The following is a 19713-nucleotide window of genomic DNA, read 5'->3' as shown; positions in this document are numbered from 1 at the left end:
TTATATAACCTCAACATTCCAGCTTTATAGTGAGTAATGTAATAAATAAAATAATTCCTTTGGAAGGCAATCTTTCAAATTGCTACTTTATTCGAGTTAAAACATTGGGAAATTTGATTAATAGGAGTAATACCCAAGGTAGTGTTTTTGATTTCCTGGGCAATTTTTCTTCTGGATTCCTAAAAGGCTGATATTCACGCAGCTACTTTAATCGATTCTAATTGGTGTTGCACCAGTTTCACTTTTACTCGGTGTTGGCGTAGCGTTTTATCTTGAAGAATATGCAAAAAAATAAAATGACAGATTTTATCAGAATGAATACTACAAACTTAGTAGGAGTTCGACGCAATCTTCATCTGATACAAATTCCCAAAACGCTATTAATAGTAGGAGGAAATATAATGTTGAAAATTCAAGTGAAAGAAACTGATGAAATTTCAGTAGAAGATTTAAAGGTACTTCAATCAGAAAAGAAAAAGACTGTTTACCAAACAAAAAATTTGAATCTATGGTACGGTGAGCAACAAGCATTAAAAGATATTAATCTTGATATTGTTGAAAATGATGTTACTGCTATAATTGGACCATCTGGTTGTGGTAAATCGACATATATAAAAACATTAAATCGCATGGTAGAACTTGTTCCTATTGTTCGTACTACTGGAGAAATTGTATATCGTGAACGTAATATTCTAGATAAAAGCTATAGAGTAGAAGAATTACGCACGAAAGTAGGAATGGTTTTCCAAAAACCAAATCCATTTCCAAAATCAATTTATGACAATATAGCTTATGGACCTAGAATCCATGGCGTTAAAAACAAAAAAGTATTAGATGAAATCGTTGAGAAAAGTTTACGAGGAGCAGCTATTTGGGATGATGTAAAAGATCGTCTTAACCAAAGTGCATACGGACTTTCTGGTGGTCAACAGCAACGTATTTGTATAGCTCGTTGTTTAGCTATCGAACCAGATGTTATTTTAATGGATGAACCAACATCAGCACTTGATCCTATTTCTACTTTAAAAGTGGAAGAACTTGTACAAGAACTTAAACAAAACTATTCCATTATTATTGTAACGCACAATATGCAACAAGCTGCACGTATTTCTGATAAAACAGCATTCTTTTTAAATGGTGAAGTAATTGAATTTGATGATACAAATAAATTATTCTCAACACCATCAGATAAAAGAACGGAAGATTATATTTCTGGACGATTCGGATAAGGAGGAAACAGAATGACACCTCGTGAAAAATATGATAAAGATTTAATTCGTGTGCAAGATCTGTTAGTAGACCTTTGTGAACGTTCAATTCAAGCATTTGAAAAATCACTAGAAGTACTATTTGGAAAAAATATTGATGGAGCTCTTGTCATTATCGAGCAAGATCGCTTTATCAATCGTCTGGAAGAACATCTGCACGATGAAATTATCTTATTAATTACAAAGCAACAACCAGTTGCAACAGACCTACGTCGATTAGTTTCCATTATTAGAGCTGCTCAAGATATGGAACGAATTGGTGATTATGCTGTTAGTATTGGAAAAGAAACTATTCGAATAGGAAAGAATCCCAATCCTTATCCTGAAAAACAATTGCGTGAAATGGGGCAATTAACTATTACGATGCTAAAAGAAATGCTAGACGCATTTGTTCAAGAGGATATCGAGAGAGCAAAAGAAATTGCTCTTCGAGATGATCAAATTGACCGTTATTATGGCGAAACGATGACGGCAATCGAACAAATGGCTTCAACTGAGAATGCAAGTAATCAGGCAATTCAATTAGCATTAATTTGCAAATATATCGAAAGAGCAGCAGATCATGCAACAAACCTTGCCGAAGCATTATTCTTTATCGTACAAGGTAAACGATTTGCCCTAAATTCATAAAAGGAGTTATCCAAAAATTACTTTTGGATAACTTTTTTATATTTTAATAAATCAATTTCATAATGCAAAATTCATATAAAATATACGAACATTTAATGACATCCAATCTTATTCATTGCTTCGCTTTTGACGGCGAGTCACGAAAATACATTCGCATATCCTTCGTGTAATATTGATTCAATGAGGTTCCACTCATAGTCCTAGCGGAACATCCAAACCTGAATATAGAAAAGTATATGTGTTGAAATGTTCGTATTTAAAAATAAAAATGGATTTAAAGAATTGATTCTAATAGAAATCTTTTAAAAAGAATATTCAAATCTCTTTATATGGCTTTTATGATGAAAATTGGTGTTATGAATTATATATAATTTAAAAAAGATGTTTCACAAGTGGATTGTTACACTTGTGAAACATCTTTCTTTATTTTGCCGTAGTAATAATTTTTAATATTTCTGCATTGGTCATATCTGAAGTAAGTTTATAATCACCAATCTGTATATCTTTTGCTTCATTTTTATTAATAATATATCGTTCGAATTCCGCATCGTCTTTTACAATGCCGCCAGTTTTCAACGCTTTACTAACCTCTGCAGTGCCCATTCCTCTTTTTATCATCAAAGTATATGTTTTTACACTGTCTTTTTTAGTTGTTTGATCTGTTTTTAAGTTATTATAATCCGTTTGTATTTTTGCTAATTGTGCTTTTGCATCAGCAGCTTCTTCTTTTAAAGTAGCAAGCTCTGCTTTCTTAATAACAACAGTGCCTTTTTGATCAGAATTTGTTGATTTTAAGGTAGTGATTGTATTTGCAGATGTGTTTTGATCGAAATGATTATTGATCGCTAAGATAGCGCCTGCGAAGAATATACCTATACCAAATGAACGCAATGAAGATTTCATCATAGGCGATAGCCCCCAGAAGCTATGATGGCTTTTACTTGATCGGATGATAGGGCAGATCGGTTACTTATTTCATCTGTGTTATAGCCTTGTTTATGTAAAGTTAGAACTTGGCTAATCAAGATTTGATGAATGCCATTAATTCCTACTTTCGCGTTTGGCTTTGGACTTACTTTCTTTTTTTGTTTTGCAAAAGTTTGTGGCTCAATTAATAATTCTTCTTCTACTACTTTTAAACGGCGTTTTAATTGGTGTGTCTCTTGATAAAAGTTAAGGGATAATTCTTCAACATCTTTTTCTAATTGTTTCGATTGATTTCCGACAAAAAAGGATGCGATGATGATGATAATCCCAACAATAATCAAAATGAGCGATAAGTCCATTTTTATTCACCTCATGATGGATATATAGTTGTATATTTAATTGTAACATATCAAATTCTAATTAGAAATGACAGTAGATTTTTTCGCAATATATGATATAATGGTCTAGTCGTATAAATCATGCTCACTAAGACATTTTATTCTTTATATAGAGTGGGAGGGATAACAATGCGCGTTAATATTACATTAGCTTGCACTGAATGTGGCGAACGTAACTACATTTCAAAGAAAAACAAACGTAACAATCCAGAACGTCTTGAATTGAAAAAATATTGTTCTCGTGATCACAAAATGACACTTCACCGTGAAACGAAATAATGCTCATTGCCAAAACCCTTTGTGGTTTTGGCTTTTTCCATTTTTAGAGAAAAGGAGTGAAAGACGTATGCATAAAAAAGAACTTCGTAAAATAATAATGAATGATTTAAAAAAACTTTCACAATCTACTTATAACGAAAAATCTAAACTTATACATAAACAACTACTTCAAGAACAAGCTGTGAAAAACGCAAACGTGATTGGTATTACACTTTCTGCATTTCCAGAAGTGGAAACGTGGACCTTAATCGAAACATTATGGAACGATGGAAAAAAGGTTGTTGTACCGAAATGCGATCCTAAAACAAGAATGATGACATTTTATGAAATTACATCTTTTGAACAACTAGAGAAAGTTTACATGCAGCTTTCAGAGCCAATTCCGCATTTAACAACTAAAATTACTAAAGAACAAATTGATTGTTTAATTGTACCGGGGCTTGCATATGATAGACAAGGCTTCAGACTTGGATTCGGTGGTGGTTACTATGATCGATTTTTGTCGAATTTTAAGAATCCAACGATTTCTTTGGCATTTCTAATGCAGGTAGTTGAAAAAATCCCGACAGATGATTATGATGTACCTATTGAAAAAATTATCACTGAAAATGAGATAATAAAATGTAAGTGAATTGAAAGGGGGCTTATTTACCCTTGGAAACAGTATATGATGTTATGCAGCTTTTAAAACGTTTCGGTACGTTTGTTTATACCAAAAATCGTATTGGTGATTTGCAACTTATGGAAATGGATTTAATGGAATTATATAAAGGTGGTATAATCGAATCACAAGAATTCCAATCAGCTCGCCATATTTTGAGAATGGAAGAAATGAGATTAGAAAAAGAAGCAAAGATGAAAGATTAATAAGTTTTTTTTTTACAATGAAACCTTCTGATGATGAATTCGTTTATATAGGGGTATCCATTAATATAGATTTACGATTTTAATGAATGTGTAACAAAATTGTTGCGTTTTTGTAAAAAAAGGATTAATATGAATTTTGTTTCTTTCATTTATGGAACTAAAATTGTAACGAAAGAAAGTAGGAGGATGTTAGGAATGAATCTCAAAAAACTACCTAAACATTCAATATTGGTGATCGCAATCGTCACCACTTGGATTAAGACATATATTACTTATCAAACAAGTTTTGATATGAAAATTGAAAATGCAATGCAACAATTCATATTAATTATCAACCCGCTTGCATTCTTGTTATTTGCATATGGGATTTCGTTATTCTTCAAAACAACAAAAGTACGAAATCGCTATATGATTACAGTAAGTATTATTTTATCAATAGTTAATTATGGTAATGTGGCATTTTATAGATTCTTTAATGACTTTATAACATTACCAGTATTGTTCCAAACTAGTAACTTTAGTGATTTAGGAAACTCTGCAGGATCTTCAATGTATTGGACGGATATCTTCTATTTCACTGATGTCGTGTTATTGATATTAGCTATTAAATTCTTGCCTGTTGCAAAAGAAGCATTTGTTGTTAAACCAAATATGCGTCGCACATACTTTGTGTTATCATTTGCAATGCTATTCTTAAACCTTGGCCTTGCAGAAACTGAAAGACCACAATTATTAACACGTAGTTTTGACCGTGAATTATTAGTAAAGAATATTGGTACTTACAACTATCAGTTATATGATGTTTTCATTCAATCAAAATCACATGTTCAACGTGCTTTTGCTGATGGTAGTGAATTAACTGATGTAACAAATTATGTTAAATCTAACCAAGGTGAAAATAACAAAAAAACCTTCGGTGTTGCCAAAAAACGTAATGTAATTATAGTTTCACTTGAATCTACTCAAAACTTTGTGATCAACAATAAGGTTAATGGTCAAGAAATTACGCCGTTCCTTAACAAACTAACAAAAGATAAAGATACATTCTATTTTGATAATTTCTATCATCAAACAGGTCTAGGTAAGACATCTGATGCAGAGTTTATTATTGAAAACTCTTTATATGGTACAGGACGAGGAGCTGTATTCTTCACAAATAGTGGAAATACATTCGACTCTATGTCGGAAAAACTAAATGATAATGGCTACTATACTTCTGTACTTCATGCAAATAATAAAAGCTTCTGGAACCGTGATATGATGTATCAAGCATTAAAGATTAAACATTTTTATGATGTAGATTCATACAAAGTAACAGATGCAAACTCAGCTAACTGGGGTCTAAAAGATATTCCTTATATGGACCAATCAGTTGATATTATGAAAACAATGCCACAACCTTTCTATACACGAATGATTACATTATCTAATCACTTCCCGTTCACATCAGATCCGGAAGATCAATTTATCAAACCTTATACTTCTGATGATAATACTGTAAATCGTTACTTCCAAACTGAACGATATACAGATGAAGCGATTAAAGAATTGTTTACTGATCTAAAAAAAGCTGGTCTATATGATAACTCAATTATCGTTATGTATGGTGACCATTATGGTATTTCTGAAAACCATAACAAAGCAATGGCTCAATATTTAGGTAAAGATTCAATTACACCATTTGACTCTGCTCAACTTCAAAAAGTACCATTCTTTATCCATATTCCACATTCTGGAGTTGGTAAACAAATGCATGAAGTTGCCGGCCAAATGGATGTACGACCAACAGTTTTACATTTACTTGGTGTTGATACGAAAAACGACTTACAAATGGGTACTGACTTATTCTCTAAAGACCATAAGGATTTCGTAACATTCCGTGATGGTCGATTCGTAACAGATAAATTAGTTTATGCTGGTGAAGTATGTTACGATAAGAAAAATGGTGAAAAAACAGATATATCAAAATGCCAACCTTACATTGATCAATCAAACAAAAAACTAGAATACTCTGATAAGATTATCAATGGGGACTTGCTTAGATTCTATGATAATGAAACAGGGAAAGCAAAATAGAAAAATAGTTAATTGTTATACTACTGACCACATGGCTTATAATAGCTATGTGGTTTTTTATTTATGAGATGAAGTTTTTCATTTCTCTTGACATAAAAAAATTTTATTAGAATGATAGCTTTTTATATAATTAATCGTATAATAGAATAGCTAGAAAGGATGTGGCAACTATGAAGAAAATTGCATATCTATTACTTATTTCTGCCGTTTTCCTTGCTGCATGCCAACAACAACACTTAAATTCAAAGGACGAACAGAAGCAGTCTGAAAAGAAATCAATAGAAACTGTAAAAACAATATCGAATGTTGTACCTTATCGATTAAAAACAGATGAACTACATAGTGTTGTTGGATTCTTATCTGAAATTGAAGTTCTTTTTATTAAACAGGATCAAAAAGGAGAACACTTAGTTAGATACAATTTATTAACGGGGAAAAAGAAAACAATCTACTCCACTAATGACGACATTATACAAGCGTTCATCCATCCTAGTATGAAGCAAATACTTATTCAAACAGCAAGTAACGAAAAAAAAGCAAAAGTCACGATACTGTCGGTTGAGGGGAAACCATTACATCATTTTGAAGTTACATCATCAGAGTTATCAATTGTATGGAATCCTAATAATGTAGACTTATTAGCATTTGCGTCATTTAGTGATAACTTTTCCTATAAAAGTTATGTCTATGAAAGTAAAAAAGAACAGCTACATGAATTTCAATCAGAAAATCCATTTTGGGTATGGTTAACAGATGATACTTTATGGATGAATAGAATGAGCAACAACCCTTTAAACGGCGGGACTTTGTCAAAAGTTGACTGGAGAAATAATAAAGAAACACCATTATCTAATCATCAAGTAGTTTATATGAATAGTTATAAACAATCCACATTAATTGTTTCAATGGATTTCAAACGTGAGGAGTTTCAGTATGTATTACAAAAGGGAACACAAAAGCAAGTATGGGAAACACCTGCTGTTACCAATTTCTCACAATGGTTTGTACCAGAAGTGCAATGGTTAGATGATCAATCAATTATTACATTATTACCGACAAAGAGTGGTAAAATAGATGAAGAAGAAAATCCATTTCAACTTGTACACGCCTCAATTCATAGTGTTCAACAAATAGGTGAAATGAAAAATTATGAACCCATTGTCTGTTCTTCAAAAGGTAGCGTGTGTTTAACCGGTTTTAACTATGAAAAAGTATTCACAACCAAGAAATTTAAGGTAAAAGATTGGCTATTGCTTCAAGGATAGAAATACCATTAATTATAGAAATGCTTCATTTAAATACTGAAAATTATTGATAATTGGAAATTTTTAGATAGAAAAAAGGATATCCAAAAGAGGATATCCTTTCTTCTACCAATTTTCAATTAGTGATGAAGGCTTGGTGGAAAACCTTGATGTAGGACAGTCATTACTACGAACCATCCAAACACTGCGAATGCTGCGAAGTTGAAGATTATTCCAAGAATAGCTTTTTCTTTAAGAGCTTGCACAGTGCCGACAAGACCTAGGATAGCTACTAGGCCAAAAATAACCATTAATAAGTTCAATAGAGACACTCCTTTCGACATCAGAAAATGAATGCCGTAAACATTATTCCTTCTCTATTGTAAAGCTATTTCCAGCTTTTGTCGAGAATAAAAAGTGACGGAAATTCGAACGTACTTGAAAATAATAACTTTTATATATGACAATACCTGACAGATTTCTGTGTCATTAGAAAGACTCACAAGATAGTAGCCAACAGTATTTTTATCTGTATAATGAAGAAGAGGTGATGAAAGTGTTGAATATACGTACATATCCGCTTGGACCTGTTCAAGCGAATTGTTATTTGATAAGTAATTCGGATAAGGAATGTTTAGTAATTGATCCTGGAGGTGAGGGTGACAAACTTGTGCATCAAATAAGAGCACTTAATTTGAAGCCAATAGCTATTTTATTAACACACGCTCATTTTGATCATATTGGTGCCGTAGATGATGTTAGAAATACATTTAAAATACCGGTATACTTGCATAAAAAGGAATCAAAATGGTTACAAGAGCCTATGAAAAATGGATCTGGACGGTACGCGGAAATTCCCAATATTCAAATTGAGCCTGCTGACTACTTAATTGACCAAGAACAAAGACTGGAGCTTGCTAATTTTACACTTGATATTTTGTACACTCCAGGTCATTCACCTGGAAGTATTACATTTTTATTTAAAGATGAAGGCTTTGCGATTGTAGGGGATACACTTTTTGAAGGTAGTATTGGACGCACTGATTTAGAAGGCGGGGACAGTAAGCAACTATTAGAGTCTATCCATAATAAATTATTAACCCTTGATGAGGAAACAATTATATACTCTGGCCATGGGGATCCAACTAGGGTTGATATTGAAATGGAACAAAATCCATTTTTAAATGGATTCTAATAGAGTAGCACCTGAACTTACGTTTAGGTGCTATTTTTTTATATATTTGATCTAATTATTTAACACCCTCTACTTAAAATAGGTATGTTATTGTTTACTCTCTTGGCAAACGTTTAAAACATATGAAACTCAAAAAGGATTTATATCCAATTTTGTTATTGTGGAGCGAAAGACGGTGACTCCTACGGGAAAAGCTTGAGCTGAAAGCCCCGCAGGAACGAAGTGACGAGGAGATTGAAGCCAAGCCCGTGGAAAGCGCCGCCTGTAGCGGAACATTCATATCTAAATATGGAAAAGTTAGTATGTTGAAATGTTCGTATTTAAAAATCAAAAACGGATTTATGAAATTGATTCAATAAAAAAATTAATATGATGTATTAAATGAAGTACATAAAAAATAGTAATTCAATTTATAGATAAAAACCGTATCCACGAGATGGATACGGTTTTGAAATCAATAATAAAGTTAAAAATCGCCAAAAAAAAGAGGCTTTATAGGCCTCTTAAGTAGAAGATATTAATCTTCATCTAGGGGATGTTTTCTCACCATATATAAATGGGAGGGATAAAGTTAAGCTACTAATATATCATATACGACCGTTTGTACTATGTCAATAGTGAAAACTATACAAAAGAAAAAGACAGCCGATTGACTGTCTTTTTTTACTATTAATGTTCTAAACCTGGTACGTGAATGAATGTAGTATAGTACGTGAATCCAGCAAAGAATACTGTTAAGTATGCACCGAAAATGTACAAATACATGCGTTCTGTAAGGTTTAAGAAACCTAATAGAAGGAAAAATCCTGTATTAGCTACGAATAATAACGAAACCTCTTTCATATCACCTAAATAAAACATAACTGCGAAAATACCTGTCCAGAAGCCAAGCATCTTATACATATTATCCATGTACGATCCCTCCTTTTCGACGACACAATAATCTCATAATCATTATAAATGATTATATTGATACATGTAAACCGCAAGTTAAAAGACTTTGTGACAATGCAGTGTAATATTTCACAAAGTCTTACCAGATATTATATTATACGTTAATTCTATAAGTACAGTAATCACAACTATTAGTCATACTTTCAATCTGCACAAAATCTTTGACATCGAAAAGCGTATCGAATTGACCTTTTAAGTAGGATTCGTGTAAATCGCAAACAAGTGTTGAATGCTTTTGTATCTCATTATTATATGGGCAATTATAAACTGCAAAAGATATGGTTTTACCATCTGGCGTCTCTTTAATTAAAGGGACATAACCGATTAGTGATGCTGCTTCAGTAATCAATTCTAATTTTTCATCAAATGTAAGTTGAAGTCGATCTTTACCATGGCTTAAGACAAATTTCTCCATGTCTTCCGTACCTTTTTTATAACAAATTTTCTTACCTACATTATTTGCTTCTTCACCAAATTCTGTTAGAATTTCAAGAGCCCATTCAAGTAATTCATCGTAATTTCTTTTTGGAAAAGATAATGTAACGCCTTTTTCTTCAGCTTTATATCTACGTCCAGGTCGCCCACCTTTACCAGTCTTTTCATATTCTGAGCTGATTACTGCAATTTCAGTTAGTTTTGTTAAATGAAGTCGCGCTACATTAGGGTGAATATGAAAGCGGTCAGCAATATCTTGAACAGAAAAAGATTTCTTTTCCTGTAACATAAATTGGTATATAGAGAATCTAGTTTCATCAGATAAAGTACTTGTAACTTTTAGTGAATTTAACATGTAATCTCTTCACCTCCTATTTGAATACTATTATTATAAAGCAATAATTCAATTGTAGCAGTAGAAAAAAACTTTTCTTCAATAAAATGTGATTTTTTTGTGGAAATTTAATGTAATTAACCCAAATAAATGTAGTTTAGTTGTCTAATTAAGGGAAATAGCACTATGATAAAAAGTGAAATAGGGAAAATATTACGAATAATTAATTGAAATAAATTCTTTCATTTCCAATATAGTCCATGTATAATATTCTTAACAAGTAAAGAGCGGTCATTACTTGTATGGTTGAGAGGAGGTACAATGTCAGTTACTGAAACGATTATCGAACAAAAATCGGTGCAACTATTACAAAAAGCTTTGCAATTTGGTGCATCAGATTTACATCTCATGCCTACAAATAATCAGTATGAAATTTATTATCGAAAGTTTGGGCAGCTAATATCGGCTGGTCACCTTCCCCTTGATATTGGAGATCGTATGATTTCCTATTTGAAATATTTATCCTCTTTAGACATAAGTGAAAAACGCAAACCCCAAAGTGGCTCATTCGAGCAAAAATTCAATGAACAACAAATTTCTTTTCGTGTTTCTACCTTACCTTCTGTTTTTTTAAGAGAAAGTCTAGTAATAAGATTAATGCTCCAAAATCGAACATTACCAATATCAGAATTAAGTGTATTTGTTGATTCTGCAAAACAATTAGTTCAACTTGTCGAACAGCCACAAGGAATATTATTTGTGACAGGTCCAACCGGTTGTGGCAAATCCACTACACTCTATTCATTAATTCATCATCTTGCAACAAACTTTCAAAAACACATTATTTCTTTGGAAGATCCTGTGGAAAATAACCAATCACATTTGTTGCAGATCCAAGTAAATGAAAGAGCTGGAGTAACTTATGCAGTTGGTTTAAAAGCAATATTAAGACACTCACCAGACGTTATTATGATTGGCGAAATAAGAGATAGAGAGACAGCACAAATTGCTATCGAAGCAGTACTGACGGGGCATTTAGTAGTTACGACTATTCATAGTAAAGATACAGTTGGGTGTTTATATCGATTATTAGATTTAGGCATTTCACTTGAGGAGTTAAAACAAACAGTATTAGGTGTCGTAGCACAACGTCTCGTTCATTTAACATCAAATCAAAAAGCCTCTGCAGTATTTGAAATATTATCAGAAAGTTATTTAGAAGAAGCATTTGAAGCAATCGATACAGGTATTTCCTATAAACTTCCGTCTGAAAAAACGCTAGAAGGTCAAATAGCAAAGGGGGTAAGATTTAGTGCAATTACCCTTAATCCAAAAGAAAGATTGGGTGGATAAGCTTTTTTTAAAGAGAAAAATTCAATTGAAAGAACCTGCACAGTTATTAAAAAAGATGAGTGTGTTGTTGGATGAAGGATATACATTTTCGGATTCTTTATTCATGCTTATGCCCCATCATTTAAAAAGTAAGTCAGAAATGGAAGATGATATTTTAAATCAGTTACGCAATGGGTCATCAATGACAGATGTATTAAATGTATTAGGCTATCCTAAAATTTATCTAATGACAATTTTAGTGGCCGAGCAGCACGGTAAGACTGTACAAGCATTAAAAACAGTTGCAAATCAGTTAGAAAAAAAACTACAGAATAGGCAACGTTTAATTAAATTGATGACATACCCAATTGTCCTTTTCCTATTTCTAATTATCTTATTTTTAGCCTTTAGAACATATTTCTTACCTAATATGTCTTTTATGATAAATAACCGCACAGCAGAAGGGAATTTAGATTTAACATTGTCTGCCTTATTTTTGCATTTACCAGATTTTATAATAGTACTAGCAATTGGGGTATTGGGTGTCTTAATTATCATCTGGCGGTGGCTATGTAAAAAAACAATTGAGGAACAAATTCATTTTTTAATGAGTATACCTTTAGTCAACCGACAATTTAAATTACAAATTACTAGGCAAATAGCTTATGAATTAGGTGGTCTCATAGAAAGTGGTATGCCGATGCAAGAAGGACTCGATATTCTACAAAAGCAGTCGTTACAACCTTATTTAGCAAAGATAGCAGAAATAATTCAAAATAGAATTGTCTATGGAGATTCACTTTCTACAGCTATAGAAAGAGAGAACTTTTTTTATAAAGGATTCTATGCACATGTTATTCATGGTGAACAAGGAGGGAATCTGGGACGCGAACTACAAATTTATAGCGAATTTCTCACTGATCGAACAGAAAATAATGTTCAAAGGGTATTAGCTCTTGTGCAACCTCTGCTTTTTGTCATTATTGCACTTTGTATTTTAGGAGCTTATCTTGCTATTTTACTACCAATGTACGAAATGTTGGAACTTGTATAAAAAGGAGCGGACTATGATTTTTAAACAAAACAATCAAAAAGGATTTACTTTAATCGAGATGTTAATTGTGTTGTTTATTATTTCGGTTCTGATTTTAATTGCCATTCCAAATGTAACAAAGCACTTCACAACAGTTGATAAGAAGGGATGCGATGCCTATGTCAAAATGGTACAGGGACAAGTAGAGGCTTATCGTATTGATTTAGGGCAATATCCGACGTCGATATCAGAATTAGAAAATAAAGAATATTTAAAAGTAAGTGATTCAAAAACATGTGAAGGGAAAACAATTACGATAGCAGATGGAAAAGTTGACGTTTCAAACTAAATGTCATAGTAACAATCAGAAAGGTTTTACTCTTATCGAAATGCTACTTGTTTTAGCAATTACAATGTTCATTTGCACAATCGGTATTAGTGTGGGAAAGAAACAGTTAGATCGACAAATAGAAAATCGTTTTATAGAACAATTAAAATTAGATATCGAGCTGACGCATGCGATGTCATTTCGTTATCAAGGTGCTGCAAGTCTATACGTATTTGATAAGATTGGAGAAATTCAAGTTTATGTACCTCAAATTAGTACGGTTAAACCTATTGTTGTTAGAAAATATCCAGAAAATATTGCATATAGATATTACAGTACGTTAGATCATGTGATTTTTACGGAAAGACAAACGGTTAGTAGAGCTGGGACGATGACGTTTTCTGTAAATGGAAGAAAAGTAGAGCTGATTGTATATCTAGGTGAAGGAAGGGTGAAAATTGTTCAATGAACGTGGGCACTCGTTGCCAGAATCATTATTGACACTTGTTATTTTGATCCTCATTTTTGGAACATTATTACCATTCTATTATCGTCTAGAGACATCGCTCTACAAAAAAAAGTTGAGTTTACATGCTGCAGAAGCGGCATTATATGCGGCTGGTAACATCAAAAAGCTTCAAAAATATGAAGGACAAATAACAATTGATGGAGTCACTTATTACTGGGAGGGGGACGAGTTTCAAATTTGTATCCAATACTCAGGAATTCAAAAAGAAAGACTTTGTGTCAATACAGATTCTTAAACAATAAAGATGAGCGTGGATTTACATTATTAGATGCATTATTACAGTTGATGATTTTAGTTTGTTTTGCTCATTTCTTTCTGTTGTTTTTTATTTGGTGTAGCCATAAAAACAATGGAATGTTTAATACTGATGAATTACAATGGGAACTATTTTCTTTTCAATTGCAGAAAGAGTTAACCTTTACAAAAGATTTTTATCGTAGAACTTCATATCATATTCAGTACTCAACAACGAGAGGGAATTTAGGCGTAAAACAAGCGTCTGGGGAATTAAGAAGGGAAGAAGGTTATCAACCTTTACTATTTGGCATTTCAATGGTCAACTTTGAATATGCCAACAATAGATTAAATACAACTGTAAAATTTATGAATGGCAAAGAAAGGAGTAGAGATTTTATTGTGCCGAATTCTAAAGAATGAGCAAGGCTTTATGCTTTTAACCGCTATGATTTTTTTGTTTTTTGTCACAAATCTAATGATGGCGGCGAGTTTTGCTTATGATTCACACTATCGAGCATATGATGCCTTACGAATTGCTGCAATCGATCAAACGAAGTTAGTATTAAACTCAATTCAGGAAGAAAGTGAGAAGTCAAATTGAAATCTAAAGATTCTTATTCGAAATGACTTGCAAATGTTGACATAATGTTCTAATTTTCTTTTATTTCTTCTCATCATCGAATGATTTATTGGAATCGACTAGTGTTCATGCTACTATTAATAAAAAGTGATATAAAGTTGTAAGGTAGTCGTTAGTCATAAGAAGGTGAGAAGATGAGAAAAGTTTATTTAGTGGGCTATATGGGCAGCGGGAAGAGTGCAATCGGAAGAAGACTTAGTTATTTTCTAAGAATGCCTTATTACGACATGGACAAAGAAATCGTGAAACGGGAAAAAATGACAATTCCAGAAATTTTCGAACAAAAAGGAGAAGCATATTTTCGTAAAATAGAGACGGAATTTTTAAAAGATTTTCGTGATGAATTTTGTATTATTTCAACTGGTGGCGGAGTTGCAATGAATGCAGAAAATCGAAAAATTATGAGACAAACTGGATTAGTATTATTTTTAGACGCAACATTCCCTGATATTTGGAAAAGAATCCATAAAGACAAAAATCGCCCTATTGTCCAACGCTCAACTAAACAAGAATTAGAAGATTTATTTTATCAGCGAAGAAAATATTATAAGAGTGCAGCACACATAAATATCCGTACAGAGGGTCGTTCATTGAGACAGATTGTTGAGTATGCTGCATTCCAAGTTACAAGATTGAAAGGCGAATAATCATGAGATGTATATGTTGCATCGTTCGCTTTTAAAACATTTTTCATAAAGTTATTGCATGTTATCACTTTCAATGTTAGGATATAGTCAAGCAATCCTGTTATAGAACATTGGAATGAAAATAGTACCAAGAATTATTCTTGGGCGGATGATTGTACGGGGAGAGAACGCTTATGTAGCGTCGCCGAAGGAGCAAATAGTGAGTGCTGTGAATCTCTCAGGCAAAAAGACTCGTACAGGACGCAACTCTGGAGAGAGCTACTTTATGTAGCCACCAAAGAGGCCAGCCGTAATGGTTAAACTTTCAGGTGCATGGACAGAGAAACCCTTAGATAGGGTTTCTCTGTCCTTTTTTTGTGAATTGATGATTAGGAGGAAGAAAAATGACGACAGAATTAAAACAAACACCATTATTTGATTCTTATGCGAAATATGGTGGTAAAACAATTGATTTTGGTGGTTGGGATTTACCCGTGCAGTTTTCCTCTATCAAGGCAGAACATGAAGCAGTTCGTACAAAAGCGGGCTTGTTTGATGTTTCGCATATGGGAGAAATATTCGTAGAAGGTTCAGAAAGTTTAGCGTATTTGCAAAAACTTGTAACGAACGATGTTTCAAAGGTAGCGATTAATCAAACACAATATACAACAATGTGTTATGAAAATGGCGGAGTTGTAGATGATTTACTAATCTATAGACTAGAAGAAAATCGTTATTTACTAGTTGTAAATGCAGCAAATATAGAAAAAGACTTCGATTGGATGAAAAAACAGGAAATTGGAGACGTGAAGATTACGAATTGTTCAGATGAATATGGACAATTAGCACTTCAAGGACCACTTGCAGAAGAAGTATTGCAATCCTTAACAGAGTCAAATCTTAAAGAAATTAAACCTTTCCGCTTGCAACAACATGTTTCAATTTGTGGATTTGATACGCTTATTTCTCGTACAGGGTATACAGGGGAAGATGGTTTTGAAATTTACGCATCTAAAGAAGCAGTCGTAGCTCTATGGGATCAAATTTTAAAAGCTGGTGAACCAAAAGGTGTGATTCCATGTGGTTTAGGTGCACGTGATACATTGCGTTTTGAATCATGCCTTCCTCTATATGGCCAAGAATTATCAAATACAATTTCACCTCTGGAAGCAGGTATTAATTTTGTCGTGAAACTTCAAAAAGAAGATTTCATTGGAAAAGCAGCTTTACTTGATCAAAAAGAAAATGGTGTACCACGAAAAAGTATTGGTATAGAAATGATTGATAAAGGCATTCCTCGTCATGGTTATAGAGTTTTTAAAGGAGATGAGGAAATAGGTGAAGTGACAACAGGAACACAATCACCTCTTACAAAACGTAATATTGGATTAGCACTTGTGAAAAGTGAATTTGCTGAGGTGGGCCAAGAATTAGAAATTGAAATTCGTAACCGCCGCTTAAAAGTGACGACAGTTGAAACACCTTTTTATAAACGTCAAAAATAAGGAAAAGAAGAGAGGTATTATTGCAATGAAACATCGTTATTTACCAATGACTGAACAAGATCAGCAAGAAATGTTAAAGGTGATTGGCGTATCATCTGTTGATGAATTATTCGCAGACATCCCAGAAAAAGTTCGATTTAAAGGTGATTACAAGATAAAATCTGCTAAATCAGAACCAGCGTTATTAAAAGAATTGGCACAACTTGCAAAACAAAATGCAAATAGTGACGAGTATGTATCCTTCTTAGGTGCAGGTGTATATGATCACTACAAACCGGTTATAGTTGACCATGTCATTTCTCGATCAGAGTTTTACACTGCGTATACTCCATATCAACCTGAGATTTCTCAAGGTGAATTACAAGCTATCTTTGAATTTCAAACAATGATTGCTGAACTTACTGGAATGGATCTTGCAAACTCTTCCATGTATGATGGTGGCACTGCACTTGCAGAAGCAGGAATGTTAGCTGCAGGTCAGACACGTCGTAAAAAACTTTTAGTTTCAGAAGCAGTACATCCAATCGCACAAGATGTTGTGAAAACATATGCATATGGTCAATCTATTGAAGTAGTAACTGTTCCATTAAAAGATGGCGTTACTGACTTAGAAGCTCTTGGAAGATTAATAGATAAAGACACTGCAGGCGTAATGGTGCAATATCCTAATTTCTATGGCCAAATTGAAAACGTTCAAGCGATTTCAGATGCTATTCATGCAGTAAAGGGATTATCTATTATTTCGGCAAACCCATTATCATTAGCAATTCTTACACCTCCAGGTAAATTAGGTGCTGATATTACGGTTGGAGATGCTCAACCTTTTGGTATTCCTGAAAGTTTTGGTGGACCTCACTGTGGCTATTTTGCAACAACAACAAAATTAATGCGTAAAGTACCTGGCCGTTTAATCGGTGAAACAGTTGATGAAGAAGGCAGAAGAGGATATGTTCTTACGTTACAAGCGCGTGAACAACATATTCGTCGTGAAAAAGCAACTTCTAATATTTGTTCTAACCAAGCATTAAACGCTTTAGCTGCTTCTGTTGCGATGACAGCACTAGGTAAAAAAGGTGTTCAAGAAATGGCTAAACAAAATATTCTTAAGACTCATTATGCGAAGGTAGCTTTCGAACGTGCAGGCTTTGAAGTAGCTTTCCAAGGATCGCATTTCAATGAGATCGTTGTAAAAGTAAAAGGTTCAGTAGAAGCTATAAATGAAGCTTTATTTGAAAAAGGTATTATTGGTGGCTTTGATTTAGGAAAAGTCAGTCCAGAATTTGAAAATCATGTACTAATCGCGGTTACTGAACAACGTACAATAGAAGAAATCGATGCACTCGTGCAAGAAATGGGGGCTCAACATGCATAAGGAAAATCAACCACTTGTATTTGAATTATCTAAAGAAGGTCGTGTAGGCTATAGCTTACCAGATTTAGATGTACCCGAATTAGAACTATCAAGCATTTTACCATCTGAATTTATTCGCGAGGAAGAAGCAGAATTACCAGAGCTTTCTGAATTGGATATTATGCGTCACTATACAGCATTGTCTCGTCGTAATCATGGTGTGGATTCTGGATTTTATCCATTAGGTTCTTGTACGATGAAATATAATCCGAAAATCAATGAATCTGTGGCACGTTTCTCAGGATTCGCCAACATTCATCCATTGCAAGATGAAAAAACAGTTCAAGGCGCACTTGAATTAATGTATGATCTGCAACAACATCTTATTGAAATTACAGGGATGGATGAAGTAACGCTTCAACCAGCAGCTGGTGCTCAAGGAGAATGGACAGCATTAATGATGATTCGTGCATTCCATGAAGCAAATGGTGAACACGAACGGACAAAAGTGATTGTACCTGACTCTGCGCATGGTACAAATCCGGCATCCGCTTCCGTTGCAGGTTTTGAAATAATAACAGTTAAATCTGATGAAAATGGTTTAGTTGACTTAGAAGATTTACGTAGTGTCGTAGGTTCAGATACGGCTGCTTTAATGTTAACAAACCCAAATACATTGGGCTTATTTGAAGAACATATTCTTGAAATTGCTGAAATCATTCATAGTGTTGGCGGTAAAGTATACTACGATGGCGCAAACTTAAATGCTGTTATGTCTAAAGCGCGCCCTGGCGACATGGGCTTTGACTGCGTACACTTAAACTTACACAAAACATTTACTGGCCCGCATGGTGGTGGTGGCCCTGGCTCTGGCCCAGTTGGAGTAAAAGAGGATTTGATTCCATATTTACCAAAACCAGTACTTGTAAAAAATGAACAAGGCTATCATTTCGATTATAATCGTCCACAATCTATTGGTCGTGTGAAACCTTACTATGGTAACTTTGGTATTAATGTTCGTGCATACACTTACATTCGCTCAATGGGACCAGACGGCTTAAAAGCTGTAACAGAAAATGCAGTTATTAACGCAAACTACATGATGCGTCGTCTGCAACCATATTATGAGTTGCCATATAACCGTCATTGCAAACATGAATTTGTATTAAGTGGAAGTCGTCAGAAAAAACTGGGTGTCCGTACACTTGATATTGCGAAAAGACTGTTAGACTTTGGCTATCATCCACCAACAACTTACTTCCCATTAAATGTGGAAGAAGGGTTAATGATTGAACCAACTGAAACAGAATCTAAAGAAACATTAGATGCTTTCTGTGATGCAATGATTCAAATTGCCAAGGAAGCAGAAGAAACACCAGAAATCGTGCAAGAAGCACCTCATACGACTGTTATTAGCCGTTTAGATGAAACTCGTGCAGCACGTAATCCAGTTTTGAAATACACAAAAGCTACTGCGCTTGTTGAAGCCTAATCTATAGGTATAAAAACGATTAAACAGGAGCTT

The 19713-nt window shown here is 33.6% G+C and carries 24 protein-coding genes and 1 riboswitch; of the genes, 19 read left to right on the top strand and 5 right to left on the bottom strand.

Features of this window, described 5'->3' with window-relative positions:
- Positions 1-434 precede the first annotated feature (434 nt).
- Together pstB and phoU are read left to right on the top strand one after the other, a co-directional pair.
- Positions 435-1229 carry a phosphate ABC transporter ATP-binding protein PstB gene (pstB, locus tag ACIQ4I_RS09300; protein WP_403096122.1) on the top strand — a complete coding sequence of 265 codons (795 nt, stop codon included), beginning with the start codon at positions 435-437 and terminating at the stop codon, positions 1227-1229.
- Positions 1230-1241: 12 nt separating this feature from the next.
- Entirely contained in the window at positions 1242-1898 is a 657-nt protein-coding gene (gene phoU / locus ACIQ4I_RS09295) for a phosphate signaling complex protein PhoU (RefSeq protein ID WP_403095588.1), read from the top strand.
- Positions 1899-2321: 423 nt separating this feature from the next.
- On the opposite strand, the gene ACIQ4I_RS09290 is transcribed toward phoU, so the two are convergent.
- Both ACIQ4I_RS09290 and ACIQ4I_RS09285 read right to left on the bottom strand, forming a co-directional pair.
- Positions 2322-2804: a hypothetical protein gene (locus tag ACIQ4I_RS09290; protein ID WP_403095585.1), complete on the bottom strand. Its 483-nt coding sequence runs from the start codon at positions 2802-2804 to the stop codon at positions 2322-2324.
- A complete protein-coding gene (locus ACIQ4I_RS09285; RefSeq protein WP_403095583.1) occupies positions 2801-3184 on the bottom strand; it encodes a hypothetical protein in 384 nt (127 codons plus the stop codon). The genes ACIQ4I_RS09290 and ACIQ4I_RS09285 overlap by 4 nt, the downstream gene beginning before the upstream one ends.
- 168 nt (positions 3185-3352) lie before the next feature.
- Here ACIQ4I_RS09285 and rpmG point away from each other — a divergent pair, with 168 nt between their 5' ends.
- The 5 genes from rpmG to ACIQ4I_RS09260 all read left to right on the top strand — a co-directional run bounded on the left by rpmG (position 3353) and on the right by ACIQ4I_RS09260 (position 7710).
- A complete protein-coding gene (gene rpmG, locus ACIQ4I_RS09280) occupies positions 3353-3502 on the top strand; it encodes a 50S ribosomal protein L33 (protein ID WP_066786565.1) in 150 nt (49 codons plus the stop codon).
- 67 nt (positions 3503-3569) lie between these two features.
- On the top strand, positions 3570-4133 hold the full coding sequence (locus ACIQ4I_RS09275) for a 5-formyltetrahydrofolate cyclo-ligase (protein ID WP_403095580.1): 564 nt from the start codon (positions 3570-3572) through the stop codon (positions 4131-4133).
- A 23-nt stretch (positions 4134-4156) separates the two neighbouring features.
- Positions 4157-4369: a YqgQ family protein gene (locus ACIQ4I_RS09270; protein WP_403095577.1), complete on the top strand. Its 213-nt coding sequence runs from the start codon at positions 4157-4159 to the stop codon at positions 4367-4369.
- 195 nt (positions 4370-4564) lie between these two features.
- On the top strand, positions 4565-6445 hold the full coding sequence (locus ACIQ4I_RS09265; RefSeq protein WP_403095574.1) for an LTA synthase family protein: 1881 nt from the start codon (positions 4565-4567) through the stop codon (positions 6443-6445).
- A 170-nt stretch (positions 6446-6615) separates the two neighbouring features.
- Entirely contained in the window at positions 6616-7710 is a 1095-nt protein-coding gene (locus ACIQ4I_RS09260; protein WP_403095573.1) for a YqgU-like beta propeller domain-containing protein, read from the top strand.
- Positions 7711-7829: 119 nt separating this feature from the next.
- On the opposite strand, the gene ACIQ4I_RS09255 is transcribed toward ACIQ4I_RS09260, so the two are convergent.
- Entirely contained in the window at positions 7830-8012 is a 183-nt protein-coding gene (locus ACIQ4I_RS09255; protein ID WP_397539286.1) for a DUF2759 domain-containing protein, read from the bottom strand.
- Positions 8013-8245: 233 nt separating this feature from the next.
- Here ACIQ4I_RS09255 and ACIQ4I_RS09250 point away from each other — a divergent pair, with 233 nt between their 5' ends.
- Positions 8246-8884, top strand: a complete 639-nt coding sequence (locus ACIQ4I_RS09250) for an MBL fold metallo-hydrolase (RefSeq protein ID WP_403095569.1) — start codon at positions 8246-8248, stop codon at positions 8882-8884.
- Between the two features lie 669 nt (positions 8885-9553).
- On the opposite strand, the gene ACIQ4I_RS09245 is transcribed toward ACIQ4I_RS09250, so the two are convergent.
- Positions 9554-9796, bottom strand: coding sequence for a DUF2626 family protein (locus tag ACIQ4I_RS09245; protein ID WP_403095567.1), 243 nt, complete (start codon positions 9794-9796; stop codon positions 9554-9556).
- A 136-nt stretch (positions 9797-9932) separates the two neighbouring features.
- Positions 9933-10628, bottom strand: a complete 696-nt coding sequence (locus ACIQ4I_RS09240; protein ID WP_403095564.1) for a helix-turn-helix transcriptional regulator — start codon at positions 10626-10628, stop codon at positions 9933-9935.
- 300 nt (positions 10629-10928) lie between these two features.
- Between ACIQ4I_RS09240 and comGA the strand changes: the two genes are divergently transcribed.
- The 11 genes from comGA (at position 10929) to gcvPB (ending at position 19680) form a co-directional block, all read left to right on the top strand.
- The gene (gene comGA / locus ACIQ4I_RS09235) at positions 10929-11960 is read left to right on the top strand and encodes a competence type IV pilus ATPase ComGA (protein ID WP_403095561.1); all 1032 of its coding nucleotides are present in this window, start codon (positions 10929-10931) and stop codon (positions 11958-11960) included.
- The gene (comGB, locus tag ACIQ4I_RS09230) at positions 11920-12993 is read left to right on the top strand and encodes a competence type IV pilus assembly protein ComGB (RefSeq protein ID WP_403095559.1); all 1074 of its coding nucleotides are present in this window, start codon (positions 11920-11922) and stop codon (positions 12991-12993) included. Before comGA ends, comGB begins: the two co-directional genes overlap by 41 nt.
- A 13-nt stretch (positions 12994-13006) precedes the next feature.
- A complete protein-coding gene (gene comGC / locus ACIQ4I_RS09225) occupies positions 13007-13321 on the top strand; it encodes a competence type IV pilus major pilin ComGC (RefSeq protein ID WP_403095556.1) in 315 nt (104 codons plus the stop codon).
- On the top strand, positions 13305-13769 hold the full coding sequence (gene comGD, locus ACIQ4I_RS09220) for a competence type IV pilus minor pilin ComGD (RefSeq protein WP_397539279.1): 465 nt from the start codon (positions 13305-13307) through the stop codon (positions 13767-13769). The genes comGC and comGD overlap by 17 nt, the downstream gene beginning before the upstream one ends.
- On the top strand, positions 13759-14064 hold the full coding sequence (locus ACIQ4I_RS09215; RefSeq protein ID WP_403095553.1) for a hypothetical protein: 306 nt from the start codon (positions 13759-13761) through the stop codon (positions 14062-14064). The genes comGD and ACIQ4I_RS09215 overlap by 11 nt, the downstream gene beginning before the upstream one ends.
- Positions 14043-14486, top strand: a complete 444-nt coding sequence (gene comGF / locus ACIQ4I_RS09210) for a competence type IV pilus minor pilin ComGF (protein ID WP_403095551.1) — start codon at positions 14043-14045, stop codon at positions 14484-14486. The genes ACIQ4I_RS09215 and comGF overlap by 22 nt, the downstream gene beginning before the upstream one ends.
- A complete protein-coding gene (locus ACIQ4I_RS09205) occupies positions 14464-14667 on the top strand; it encodes a hypothetical protein (protein WP_403095549.1) in 204 nt (67 codons plus the stop codon). Before comGF ends, ACIQ4I_RS09205 begins: the two co-directional genes overlap by 23 nt.
- Positions 14668-14840: 173 nt before the next feature.
- Positions 14841-15353, top strand: coding sequence for a shikimate kinase (locus ACIQ4I_RS09200; RefSeq protein WP_403095546.1), 513 nt, complete (start codon positions 14841-14843; stop codon positions 15351-15353).
- A 148-nt stretch (positions 15354-15501) separates the two neighbouring features.
- A riboswitch (glycine riboswitch) is annotated at positions 15502-15596 on the top strand.
- Between the two features lie 140 nt (positions 15597-15736).
- Positions 15737-16837, top strand: coding sequence for a glycine cleavage system aminomethyltransferase GcvT (gcvT, locus tag ACIQ4I_RS09195; RefSeq protein ID WP_403095544.1), 1101 nt, complete (start codon positions 15737-15739; stop codon positions 16835-16837).
- 25 nt (positions 16838-16862) lie between these two features.
- On the top strand, positions 16863-18209 hold the full coding sequence (gene gcvPA / locus ACIQ4I_RS09190; RefSeq protein WP_403095541.1) for an aminomethyl-transferring glycine dehydrogenase subunit GcvPA: 1347 nt from the start codon (positions 16863-16865) through the stop codon (positions 18207-18209).
- Positions 18202-19680, top strand: coding sequence for an aminomethyl-transferring glycine dehydrogenase subunit GcvPB (gene gcvPB / locus ACIQ4I_RS09185; RefSeq protein ID WP_403095538.1), 1479 nt, complete (start codon positions 18202-18204; stop codon positions 19678-19680). The genes gcvPA and gcvPB overlap by 8 nt, the downstream gene beginning before the upstream one ends.
- Positions 19681-19713: the final 33 nt, after the last annotated feature.

The organism is Rummeliibacillus sp. NPDC094406 (genome assembly GCF_044763875.1).
Classification (GTDB): Bacteria; Bacillota; Bacilli; order Bacillales_A; family Planococcaceae; genus Rummeliibacillus.
The sequence above is the reverse complement of the archived record's forward strand: the minus strand, read 5'-3'. Positions and strand labels throughout refer to the sequence as shown.

Bases quoted from the DNA above. Each gene is read 5' to 3' on its own strand.
- ACIQ4I_RS09275 (WP_403095580.1), top strand. From the start codon at position 3,570: ATGCATAAAAAAGAACTTCGTAAAATAATAATGAATGATTTAAAAAAA.
- ACIQ4I_RS09240 (WP_403095564.1), bottom strand. From the start codon at position 10,628: ATGTTAAATTCACTAAAAGTTACAAGTACTTTATCTGATGAAACTAGA.
- ACIQ4I_RS09285 (WP_403095583.1), bottom strand. From the start codon at position 3,184: ATGGACTTATCGCTCATTTTGATTATTGTTGGGATTATCATCATCATC.
- gcvPB (WP_403095538.1), top strand. From the start codon at position 18,202: ATGCATAAGGAAAATCAACCACTTGTATTTGAATTATCTAAAGAAGGT.
- gcvT (WP_403095544.1), top strand. From the start codon at position 15,737: ATGACGACAGAATTAAAACAAACACCATTATTTGATTCTTATGCGAAA.
- ACIQ4I_RS09265 (WP_403095574.1), top strand. From the start codon at position 4,565: ATGAATCTCAAAAAACTACCTAAACATTCAATATTGGTGATCGCAATC.
- ACIQ4I_RS09245 (WP_403095567.1), bottom strand. From the start codon at position 9,796: ATGGATAATATGTATAAGATGCTTGGCTTCTGGACAGGTATTTTCGCA.
- comGC (WP_403095556.1), top strand. From the start codon at position 13,007: ATGATTTTTAAACAAAACAATCAAAAAGGATTTACTTTAATCGAGATG.
- phoU (WP_403095588.1), top strand. From the start codon at position 1,242: ATGACACCTCGTGAAAAATATGATAAAGATTTAATTCGTGTGCAAGAT.
- rpmG (WP_066786565.1), top strand. From the start codon at position 3,353: ATGCGCGTTAATATTACATTAGCTTGCACTGAATGTGGCGAACGTAAC.
- gcvPA (WP_403095541.1), top strand. From the start codon at position 16,863: ATGAAACATCGTTATTTACCAATGACTGAACAAGATCAGCAAGAAATG.
- ACIQ4I_RS09290 (WP_403095585.1), bottom strand. From the start codon at position 2,804: ATGATGAAATCTTCATTGCGTTCATTTGGTATAGGTATATTCTTCGCA.
- ACIQ4I_RS09200 (WP_403095546.1), top strand. From the start codon at position 14,841: ATGAGAAAAGTTTATTTAGTGGGCTATATGGGCAGCGGGAAGAGTGCA.
- ACIQ4I_RS09260 (WP_403095573.1), top strand. From the start codon at position 6,616: ATGAAGAAAATTGCATATCTATTACTTATTTCTGCCGTTTTCCTTGCT.
- comGA (WP_403095561.1), top strand. From the start codon at position 10,929: ATGTCAGTTACTGAAACGATTATCGAACAAAAATCGGTGCAACTATTA.